Raw genomic sequence first — 11,661 nt, forward strand, 5'->3', positions numbered from 1 at the left:
ACGGTAAGCGGGCGGATGCGATAGTCAAGGGGATGTTGGAGCATAGCCGGATAAGTACCGGGGAGAAAGTACCGACAGATATAAATGCATTGGCGGATGAATACTTGCGCTTGTCTTACCACGGCATGAGGGCAAAGGATAAATCTTTCAATGCCGACTTTAAAACAGACTTTGATCCTGATATTCCCAAGATCAATGTGGTGCCGCAGGATATTGGAAGGGTTTTGTTAAATGTTATCAACAATGCTTTTCAGGCTTGTACACAGAAAGACCTGCCAGGTTTTGAAAACCTGGCAGGTCTAACCCCAAAGGTAACCGTCTCCACCAAAAACCTCGGAGACAAAATTGAGATATCGATATCAGACAACGGACCCGGCATCCCCGACTCCATCAAAGACAAAATCTTCCAACCATTCTTCACTACCAAGCCAACAGGGAAGGGAACGGGATTGGGCTTGAGTTTGAGTTATGATATTGTAAAGGCTCATGGAGGGGAGATTAGGGTAGAATCCGAAGTGGGCGAAGGAACTACATTCACAATTCTTCTTTATACATCAACCCCAAATCACGAATCCCATGCCTAATCATATCCGCCTTAGCTTGATTTTTCTCCTGTTAGGTTTTGGCTCTTGGTCGAATCTGAGTGCGCAGGGAACTGAAATTGTGATTTTAAAGGACATTCCCCAAGAAGGCATTTTGTTGGACAATGGCTGGAAATATATAGTCGGCGACAACATGGAATATGCCAGCCCGTACTTTGATGACAGCGAGTGGAACTCAATCAATCCGACTGTGGATATTCATGATTTACCGGTACTTTGGGAAAACTCTATTGTCTGGTTCAGGCTAAATCTCAAAATCGATTCAACATTTATAGGCCAGCTTTCCATGGCTGTCCAACAGTCAGGTGCTTCGGAATGCTATCTGAATGGAAGATTGATAAAACAACTTGGGACAGTAAGCCTAAATCCTAAAGAAATTGTTCCTTTTAATCCTTATCAAAAACCTATGGCCCTCCCTGTTACTTTTTCTGGGGAACATCTGCTGGCTGTCCGCTACGTTTTAAAACCTGGGATAAAATATGCCACCCACTGGGCAAATGAAAATAGGGGAGTGCATATTACCATAAATACATTGGAACAGGCAAATGAACATTATTATCATACTAAAGTATTAGCCGAAAAGTCGATTGCATTGCGCATTGGTATAATCTCAATGCTGTGTGTCCTCTACCTTGCTTTTTACTTAACTTATCGCAAGAACACCACCAGTCTTTATTTTTTCATATATGCATTCACTTGGATCATTGTATTAAGTATCCATTATTATAGTTATTTATTTAAATTTCAACACTATTATTATCTGGCTAATCTTATTTTAGTTTTAATGGTCGTAGGTTGGTATTTCTTCCTTACCGCCATCTATAAGCTTCTCGGTCAAAGAAAAGGATGGATACTATATTCCTTATTCGCATTAAGTCTCATTAGTATTCCCTTCGGTTTTTATATTTATGAATGGGGATGGTTGATTTATGGTCAAATATTTATTTTTCTAGCAAATATTGAAATCGCCAGGGTGACATTTCTGGCAAGCAGGCGAAATCAGAAAGGCGCTTGGATTGTTGCTGTTGGGGCATTCTCTTGTTTGTTCTTTTGGACTTTGTTTACTCTAGCCACCTATGCTGATGTTTCTATTTATTACAACCCAGGAGTAGCATTTTACTTAAGTCATTTAAGCGTTCCGATTGCAGTAGTCATTTATCTGGGTTATGATTTTGCAAAAACTAACCAATCGCTGGAACAAAAACTCATTGAAGTCAAAACGCTATCCGAGGAAAAAACCCAAATCCTTACAGGTCAGAAGAAAATACTGGAAAAACAAGTTGCCGAACGTACCCATGACCTCCAAGCTTCCCTCGAAAACCTTAAATCCACCCAAGCCCAACTTATCCAATCCGAAAAAATGGCTTCTCTTGGAGAACTTACAGCAGGCATTGCACATGAGATACAGAATCCGTTGAATTTTGTCAATAACTTTAGTGAGGTTAGTGCAGAGTTGGTTGGAGAGATCGAAGAAGAAAGAGCCAAGAGCCAAGAAGCGAGAGACGAGACTTTGGTCAGTGAAATACTCGGGGATATCAAAGAAAACCTTGAAAAAATTAACCACCACGGCAAGCGGGCAGATTCCATTGTCAAAGGAATGCTGGAGCATAGCAGGTCTGGTTCAGGAGAAAAGGAAATAACTAATCTCAACACTCTGGCCAAAGAATACCTGAACCTAGCCTATCAGGGTTTCAAGGCAAAAAACAAGGATATTGAGATAGAGCTGATCAGCAAATTTGATGAATCACTTCCTAAGGTCAGTATTGTTCAGTCGGATATTGGAAAGGTTTTGTTGAATATTTTGAATAATGCTTTTTATGCCACCACTTCGACATTCGATGTTAAACATTCAGCATTCGAAATTCCAAAACCACCGACTGTCACGGTTACCACTATGCAGCGGGAGGGCTCCCCTTCAGGGGGGGATGGGGGTAGCGAGAGACAAGGGGTAGAAATCCGAATCTCTGACAACGGCCCCGGCATCCCCGACTCCATCAAAGACAAAATCTTCCAACCATTCTTCACTACCAAGCCAACAGGGAAGGGAACGGGATTGGGCTTGAGTTTGAGTTATGATATTGTAAAGGCTCATGGAGGGGAGATTAGGGTGGAAAGTAAAGAAGGAGAAGGAACAGAATTTTTAATCCTCTTACCAAAAGGAAAGTCATGATGAAAAAACTCCTAATATTCGGATACCTTTTTACAATAACCCTTTTCTCTTGTGAAACTGAGAATGGGACAAGTGATGAAACATCTGTAATTCTAGCGGTAGGGAAAGTTAATGCAGATAGTTCTGCTATGCCGATTATTACTCCTATTGCACCCCGAGAATCTGTTCATAAATCTGCCTATGAAATCAGTAAAATACCATACTCACTCGCTCCTGAAAATGGCAAAGAAGTAATATCGGCTTTTACGGCCTCGAGTGGATTTTCTTTAAGGCACTATCAAAATATTATAGCTGATGAACAGGGAAATATGTGGTTGGGTACTTTTCAATCACCATTAATCAAATTTGATGGAAACTCATTTAGATCCTATTATAATTATAATTACCTAAATGAAGCCATTGGAAATGGTGGAGCTGATAATAACAACCATCATTGGCTGATTAAGCATACAAGAGAGGATACATACGAAATAGCCAGTATGGTAATATTTGACGGGTTTCGGTTTGTGGAATCACCTGGTCCAATAGTCTCCAAAAGTTTAATAAAACCCATGATTTTAAGGAATAACCTGACAGGTTTACGAGGCTCAGACAACCGAATTTGGGTTGCAAATAACATTGAAAAAACAATAACCCAATTTGAAGGAAGAAATCTGATAGCTTCGTACGATAGTACTGATTTTCCTTTTGGGGAAATCAGCTTAATAAAGGAAGACCGGGAGGGGAATGTGTATTTTGTTGAAAAAAAAGAAAAAAAAATTACACTCCTAAAGGATGGAAATTTTTCATTGTTCTCTCCCATTGAATTGGCTCCAAATGACGAAATCATTTTTTTCTATCCTGTAAGTTCTGATACTTCTTATATCGGAACAAACAAAGGGATCCATTTTTATGACGGCAAGAAAGCGTATATTCTAAATTCATTACTCCCAAATAGGGTGATTCTGGATGGCGATAATCACCTTTGGGCAGTAACCCTTGCTGGAATATTAAAAATAAAAGGATTGACAGTTGTCAACTTCAATGATCAAAAAGAATTGTCAGAAATAGAACATCCAGTTTTAGGTGCAGACCGGGATCGCAATATTTGGGTATCAGGAATGGGTTTTTTAGGTAGGTTTGACCGTACCTTTTTAGCGTATCCAAATTTGATTGAATCAACTTCCCAAAACAGATCAATTCGCGAAATGTTTCAGACTAAGAAAGGTGATTATTATTTTGGGACATACTTTGATGGCCTTTTTCATTATGATGGGAAAAATTTAATAAACTATTCTTTTGTCCAAAATCAAATCGGAAATTATGGAACAATAAATAACATTTCATCGATTGAGGAGGATCCCTCGGGAAATATATGGATTTTATCCGCCAATGGTGATTTAAAGATGTTTGATGGTAACGAATTCCATACTTACCATTTAAGCGATAATCCAATCTTTTCAATTTATTCTGATTCAAATGGAAATATTTGGTTTACAGAAGACCACAATAATTTGCTGTGCTATTTTAATGGGAAAGAAAAAGTATGCTTTGGTACAGCGCAAGGTTTGAGCGATGGGATAATAACCGCAATCTACGAAGATGATCAAGGGGTGATGTGGTTCGGCACAGTAAACGGATTAAATAAGTTTGAAAATGGCCTTTTTTCTTATTTTACTGAAGATGATGGACTTCCTTGGGAGAGTTTAATACGAACCATAAGCGGAGATAGTCATGGGAACATATGGATAGGCACAACAGAAGGATTAAGTAGGTTTGATGGTAATCTGTTTACCAACTTTACAGTTGAAGATGGTTTGAAAATTAATTTTGTGGCAGATATTAGATCGGATAATGCAAATCAGCTAATTTGGATTAGTACAATTGGGGAAGGACTTTTGGCATTAAGAAAGGATACCTTAGCTTCTAAAGGTGTTGTTTTTGAGGAATATTCGGAAGGAGAAGGATTTTCCATCCCTGCTACAAGTGAGTTTTTCCCTGACCAGGAAGGAAATATTTGGTTTTCCAAAGGGCATAGCTCTCTATATAGATTTGACTACAAAAAGTTAAAAGATAATGGCAAACCATTTCCTATTCATATTTCCAATATCCTGATCAACAACCAACCTGTTTTATGGAGCCAGATTAATGAATCCTATTCTTCTGATAGTTTGATCATGCAAACTGAAATGATATTTCGCTTTGGACATAACCAAAATTCTGGAAAAAATAAAAACCCTGCGGAATACTTCAGGAATATCAGATATGACAGTCTTCTTCCTTATGATTTTATCCCCGTAGGATTGAAACTTCCTTATGCAGCAAATTCTATTAGTTTTGAATTTGCTGCTATTGACCCACATTTTTCAAAGAATACTAGGTATCAATACCGATTGGAAGGATTTGATGATAATTGGAGCCCCTTAGAAAAAAACAATATAGCCAGGTTCGGTAACCTATGGGATGGAGATTACACTCTTCGCATAAAAGCACTTAATCCTTATGGATTATGGAGTGAGATGGAATATTCATTTTCTGTTCTTCCCCCCTGGTGGCGCACCAAATTTGCATATCTAATATATCTTCTCCTCTTTGGCTTTTTAGGTTGGAGAATCCATTTGATTCAAAAAGCGAGAACCATCAGGATTGAGCGTGAAAAAACCAAAGACAGAGAACTGGCACAGGCGAAGGAAATTGAGAAGGCTTATTCAGAACTCAAATCCACCCAAGCCCAGCTCATCCAATCCGAGAAAATGGCCAGTCTTGGAGAACTCACAGCGGGCATCGCCCATGAGATACAGAACCCGTTGAATTTTGTGAATAACTTTTCTGAGGTCAGTGCAGAGCTAGTCGATGAAATAAAAGAATCAAGAGCCAAGACACAAGAATCAAGACCTAAAACCGAAGAGGATGAAATAGAAGATGAGATTCTGGAGGATATCAAGCAGAACTTGGAAAAAATAAATCACCACGGTAAACGGGCGGATGCGATTGTGAAGGGGATGTTGGAGCATAGCCGGACAAGTACAGGAGAGAGAGTTCTTACTGATATCAATGCTTTAGCGGATGAATATTTGAGGTTGAGTTACCATGGAATGAGGGCGAAAGACAAGTCTTTCAATGCCGACTTTAAAACAGACTTTGATCCGAACCTTCCAAAAATTAATGTGGTGTCTCAGGATATCGGAAGGGTGCTGTTAAATATTATTAATAATGCATTTCAGGCTGTAGGGACAGGACATGCCCTGTCCCTACAGCCTCTGGTGACGGTTTCCACCTCCACCCTTGAGGGGGGTCGGGGGGTAAGAATCTCCATCAAAGACAACGGCCCCGGCATCCCCGACGCCATCAAAGACAAAATTTTCCAGCCTTTCTTTACTACCAAACCTACTGGGCAAGGAACGGGACTTGGTTTGAGTTTGAGCTATGATATTGTGAAGGCGCATGGGGGGGAGTTGAAGATTAAATCCGAGGAAGGGAATGGAAGTGTGTTTATTATTTTGCTTCCATTAGTCAGGATCATTGAATAAAAAGATAAGAGGATGACCCGAAGGAATAAAAATCGAAATTGAAGCCTGTTATGTTAGGGACATAATATCAGATATGAATCAACAATCAAGTGAAATCATCAAAGCACATGGCAGCAAACTGGAGATAGAATCCGGATCAGGTGATTTTCATTCAAAATAATTTTAGCCTCATGAAAAAAGGATTTTCACATATTGCACTCCTACTGGTTTTTCTAGTTTACTCTGCTGCAATTTTTGCACAAAACCCCAGAAAAGAACCGCTCTATTTTCAAACCTATACCATTGGAGACGGATTGTCGGATAATTGGGTCAGAGATATCACGAAGGATCAACAGGGATACCTATGGATTGCTACACGTTCCGGTGTAAGCCGTTTTGATGGATATGAGTTTGAGATCTTTCGAAACGAACCCGCCGATTCCACAAGCTTATCCGGTAATGACGCTTTTGCTATTCACACAGACCGGGAGAATAATGTCTGGATAGCTACAGCGGCTGGAATTGACCGGTTTGACCGGTCTTCCCTTACCTTCAAACACTACCAGGTTGATGCAGGTACTTTCTCGAACCTGCGTTTACCTGATGCCAGTCCTGTTAGCAAATTTTATGAGTCTGATAATGGTACACTTTATATCGGTACTGCCGGGGGATTGGCCATTTTCGATGTTTCGCAACAGGAATTTCGAATGATCAGTGCTGATGCTGAAGAGGGATCAGCACTTAGCCATCCGGAGGTTACATCGATCACAGAAAGCCCCGACGGGCGACTATGGATTGGAACCTATGGAGGTGGGATTAACATCCTGGACCCTGAAACAGGAACAATTACATTTCTTCGGAATGATCCAGATGATGTTACCAGCCTGCCCAATGACTATATCTTTAACCTGTTTATAGATCTTGAACAGGTGCTTTGGGTTAATTACGATTTCCGGGAGAATCAACAGGGACTCTTTAACCTTGAAAATGTTTCATCAAGCCGTGGGAGTGGTTTGTGGAAGAAAGAATTGAACACCGGCTTGGTACAGCATTATCTATACAACCCGGAAAGGGGAAATCCTTTATGGGCATTTATATCTGATTTTGAACAAACACGGGACAGAAATATTTGGATATCACAAAATCGTGGATTTGGAGAAGTTCTACAGCTATATAATAATGAAGCGGGTACTTTTTTTGGATATTCGTACGACGTTACTGATCCGGGAACTCTACCTTGGTTGTATGGTACCTCTCTTCTTGAAGATCAGTCCGACCAGCTTTGGGTGGGAACCTCGCGCGGGCTGGCGCGGGCTGACCGCTCTCAAATTCTGATGAACGCTTTTACCCCTGTTCCAAACGACAGATATAGCCTTGATAATTCATTTTACGGTATTGAGGAGGTGAATGTAGACCATTTTTTGATTTCCCGAGATGTTCGGGCGACCATTTCCTGGAACCGTAATACAAATACCTGGAATGAAATCCCTGAAATTCCGTCATACCGAAAACCGGTTGTTTATGATGGCAAAGAATACGTTTGGATTTTATCTATACAGAACACGATTGAGCGGGTTCATCTGGAAACCCATGAAAAGCAAATATACAATCTCAATAAAAGTTCGGCAGGCAGTATTACGATCAATCATTTTCTACGATTATCAAATGAGGTTCTTTTGGTTGCAACCAGCGAAGGTCTGTGGAAATTGACTCCGTCATCCGGTAAGTTTGAAAAAATTGACTTGTCATTTCGATATCCAACCGCTGAGGAATCGGATATTGCATATCTGGTAGCTGATTCAACAGGTTCGGTATGGTTGGGAATAAACAATGCTACCCTGGATCCTTTAAATTCAAGAAAAGGCATCTTAGTCGCCAAGTATGACCCAGCCACCGATCAAACGGTATATCCGGACATCAATGATTCCTACCTGTCCGCTTTTGGCAATGGATTTGCAAACCACTTGATGACGGACAGCAAGGGCAGGGTATGGGTATCCAAATCAAACGGACTAGTGCGTTTTGAGCCTAAAACCAAACGCACAACCTTTTACAATACCCAATACGGACTTCAACATCTGACCGTGTTAGGTACCCTTGAGGATAACCTAGGCATGATCTGGATTTGCAAAGAATATGGGATTTCCCGCCTGAACCCGGATACAGGGTCTATCCGAAATTTTGACATAGACAATGGCCTGCGCCCCTCCCGGATAAATCCTCATTCCTTTTATAAACGAGAGAACGGAGAGCTCATTTTTGGCGGGGTCGGCGGGCTGAGCTATTTTCATCCGGAGGATGTTCGCGAGTCAGATGATCCTCCACGCATTCATCTCACAAGCCTTGAGATGGGAGAAACATTTGTAAACCTCTCAGGAACAGGTGCTGGCGAAAGTCCGATAGAGATTGATTGGGGTTCAAACTCCATAAGCGTAGAGTTTGTCTCCGTTAATTTCCGAAATCCCCGGCAAACCACCTATATCTATAAACTTGAGGGTTTTCACAACGATTGGGTGGATGCAGGAACTAGAAGATTTGCGCAGTTCAGTAATTTGCCGCCAAAGCGCTACATCTTTCAAGTTAGGGCAGTAAATGTAGATGGAACAACCTCAACAGAGGCAGCTTCGGTATCTTTTACCGTACTCCCACCCTGGTACCGAACCTGGTGGGCCTATGGTTTTTATCTGATATTTTTGATAGTTGGAGTTGTAACCGTTGACAGAATATTACGCAAAAGGGTACAAGAACAAAACCGCAAAAAAGCACGGGAAAAGGAACTCGAACAGGCCAAAGAAATTGAAAAAGCTTATAAGAATCTTGAAGTAGCCCATGAAAACCTGAAATCTGCACAGGACCAGCTCATCCAACAGGAAAAACTCGCCTCGCTTGGTCAACTAACGGCCGGCATTGCCCACGAGATACAGAACCCGCTCAATTTCGTCAACAACTTTTCCGAGGTAAGTGCGGAGTTGATGGAGGAATTAAAGGGTGAAAGATTAAAAGTGAATGGTGAAAGGGATGAAGCAGTTGAGGAAGAGATTATCGGGGATGTCATCCAGAATCTGGAGAAAATCAATCACCATGGCAAGCGGGCAGATGCGATCGTGAAGGGGATGTTGGAGCATAGCCGAACCAGTTCTGGGGAGAAGGTGCCGACAGATATTAATGCTTTGGCGGATGAATATTTACGGTTATCATACCACGGCATGCGAGCGAAGGATAAATCTTTCAATGCGGTCTTTGAGACCCACTTTGATCTAAATCTCCCCAAAGTTAATGTGGTGCCTCAGGATATTGGAAGGGTTTTGCTGAATATTATCAATAATGCATTTCAGGCTGTAGGGACAGGACATGCCCTGTCCCTACAGCCTCTGGTGACGGTTTCCACCTCCACCCTTGAGGGGGGTCGGGGGGTAAGAATCTCCATCAAAGACAACGCCCCGGCATTCCCTCCTCCATCAAAGACAAAATCTTCCAGCCATTCTTTACTACCAAGCCTACAGGTCAGGGAACAGGGCTTGGATTGAGTTTGAGCTATGATATCGTGAAGGCGCATGGGGGAGAGTTGTCCGTGAGGACTCCTTTGGAGAAAGTAGATTCTAAAGTGGGTGAAGGTTCAGAGTTTATCATTACCTTACCAGTAGAGAAATCATTGAATGTTTAATCTATATCTGGTCTAAAAGTTTTCAGGGTCAAAGTAACCACATGAACGCAAAATAATTCACGGCAAAAAACTTTTTTACAACCTCATATTCTCAGCATAAGGAAAGATTTTTATACCACATAAAAGCCCTTTTCACTCCAATAGAGGCACATTAATCGCATTTTTTTATATAAGTTATGAGAAAATAATTTTATAGTTAAAAAAAATTCTTTGAATTGTTCAATTTTTAATTTTAAATTTCATTACAACTAGGTTAAACACCTTATGATGAAATCTTTACACTTTGTAATTGCGCTTGTTACTTTGACCCTCAGTTATGAGGTCTCGGCGCAGCAACGGGTAGTTACCGGACAGGTAATCTCCGAAGAAGATGGAATTGGTCTGCCGGGGGCGACCATTCTTGTCAAAGGCAGTACAATGGGAACTACCACCAATATGGAAGGTAATTATTCCGTGAATGTTCCTGAAGGTTCTGATGTTTTGGTTTTTTCTTTCATCGGTATGAGTACCGTGGAAGAAATAATAGGCAACAGATCAATAATTAATGTTACCCTTTTCCCTGATGCTGCCGAACTTTCTGAAGTGGTAGTTACTGCCTTGGGAATTGAGCGGGATAAAAGCTCTCTGGGATACGCTACCCAGCAAGTGAGTGGGGATAACATCAGGGTAGCCCGGGAAATGAACGTTAACACCGCTATTGCCGGGAAGATAGCAGGTGTACAAATTGTTTCAGGATCAGGTGCCAAGTTTGGAGCTCCGGCCATACGGATCCGGGGATTGAGGGGAATAAGTGCACAAGATCCACTATATGTTTTGGATGGGATCGTTGTGAATGACCCCGCTTCTATAAATATGGATAACATTCAGGACATCAATGTATTGAAAGGTGCCAATGCTGCGGCTTTATACGGTTCTAGGGCACGTGATGGTGTAGTAGTCCTTACCTCAAGAAAAGGAGGAAAAGGTGATCAGGTAAATATTGATTTTAACCAGACCAATACTCTTGAAAGGGTTTATATCCTTCCCAAATATCAAAATGAATATGGGGGGGGTTATTCTCAGGAATTCCCAATATTTGAATTCGATCCCGCTATACATGATCCCGCTTTGTCGGGACTTAATGGCATGCCGATGACAGAGTTTTATTCTGATGAGAGTTGGGGTCCCAAACTCAATGGTCAAATGGTAGCCCAATGGGATGCTTTTACCCCCGGTACAAGGGGCTATGGACAAGCCCGGCCCTGGTCACCACAGCCAAACAATGTCAGGGACATTTTTAGAACCGGTGCATTGAACAATACCAGTATCAATATTGGAAAAAGTGGCGAAAATTATTCGCTGAATACCACACTGTCCAAGTTAAACAGGACGGGTGTAATGGAGAATACCAACCAGGACAAGTTATTTTTGAATATTTATTTCAATGCCAAACTGTCTGAAAAGCTTGAGTTGATCACTGCTGCAAATTATAGTGAATCCAATACCTTTGGAAATCTTTTTGAGGGGTACAACAGTATAGGTTCCAATGTAAACCAATGGTTTCAGCGGCAATTGAATACCGGTTTGCTAAGGGAATATTACCAAATGCCCGATGGAAGGTACACTTCATGGAACATCAATTCACCATCAGATACCTCGCCTCTATATTGGGACAATCCTTTTACCATGCTATACGCAAATCCAAATACATCTAATAGGGAGGTTTTAAGTACAAAATTTTCCTTGGCGTACCAAATT

6 protein-coding genes are annotated in these 11,661 nt (G+C 41.2%); all 6 read left to right on the forward strand.

What is annotated here, in order from left to right:
* A partial coding sequence (locus ACEW8O_RS04615; protein ID WP_373493451.1) for a sensor histidine kinase occupies nt 1–584 on the forward strand: 584 nt, incomplete at its 5' end.
* A complete protein-coding gene (locus ACEW8O_RS04620) occupies nt 577–2,772 on the forward strand; it encodes an ATP-binding protein (RefSeq protein WP_373493452.1) in 2,196 nt (731 codons plus the stop codon). The genes ACEW8O_RS04615 and ACEW8O_RS04620, both read left to right, overlap by 8 nt.
* Nucleotides 2,772–6,281: a two-component regulator propeller domain-containing protein gene (locus ACEW8O_RS04625; RefSeq protein ID WP_373493453.1), complete on the forward strand. Its 3,510-nt coding sequence runs from the start codon at nt 2,772–2,774 to the stop codon at nt 6,279–6,281. The genes ACEW8O_RS04620 and ACEW8O_RS04625 overlap by 1 nt, the downstream gene beginning before the upstream one ends.
* Nucleotides 6,282–6,451: 170 nt before the next feature.
* Nucleotides 6,452–9,787, forward strand: coding sequence for a two-component regulator propeller domain-containing protein (locus tag ACEW8O_RS04630; protein ID WP_373493454.1), 3,336 nt, complete (start codon nt 6,452–6,454; stop codon nt 9,785–9,787).
* Entirely contained in the window at nt 9,730–9,924 is a 195-nt protein-coding gene (locus tag ACEW8O_RS04635) for an ATP-binding protein (RefSeq protein ID WP_373493456.1), read from the forward strand. The genes ACEW8O_RS04630 and ACEW8O_RS04635 overlap by 58 nt, the downstream gene beginning before the upstream one ends.
* A 264-nt stretch (nt 9,925–10,188) precedes the next feature.
* A partial coding sequence (locus tag ACEW8O_RS04640) for a carboxypeptidase-like regulatory domain-containing protein (RefSeq protein WP_373493455.1) occupies nt 10,189–11,661 on the forward strand: 1,473 nt, incomplete at its 3' end.

This window comes from Aquiflexum sp. (assembly GCF_041749095.1).
In the GTDB taxonomy this organism is placed as follows: domain Bacteria; phylum Bacteroidota; class Bacteroidia; order Cytophagales; family Cyclobacteriaceae; genus Aquiflexum.

Excerpts from the sequence above, each read along its gene's own strand:
- ACEW8O_RS04620 (WP_373493452.1), top strand. The coding sequence starts at position 577 with ATGCCTAATCATATCCGCCTTAGCTTGATTTTTCTCCTGTTAGGTTTT.
- ACEW8O_RS04625 (WP_373493453.1), top strand. The coding sequence starts at position 2,772 with ATGAAAAAACTCCTAATATTCGGATACCTTTTTACAATAACCCTTTTC.
- ACEW8O_RS04630 (WP_373493454.1), top strand. The coding sequence starts at position 6,452 with ATGAAAAAAGGATTTTCACATATTGCACTCCTACTGGTTTTTCTAGTT.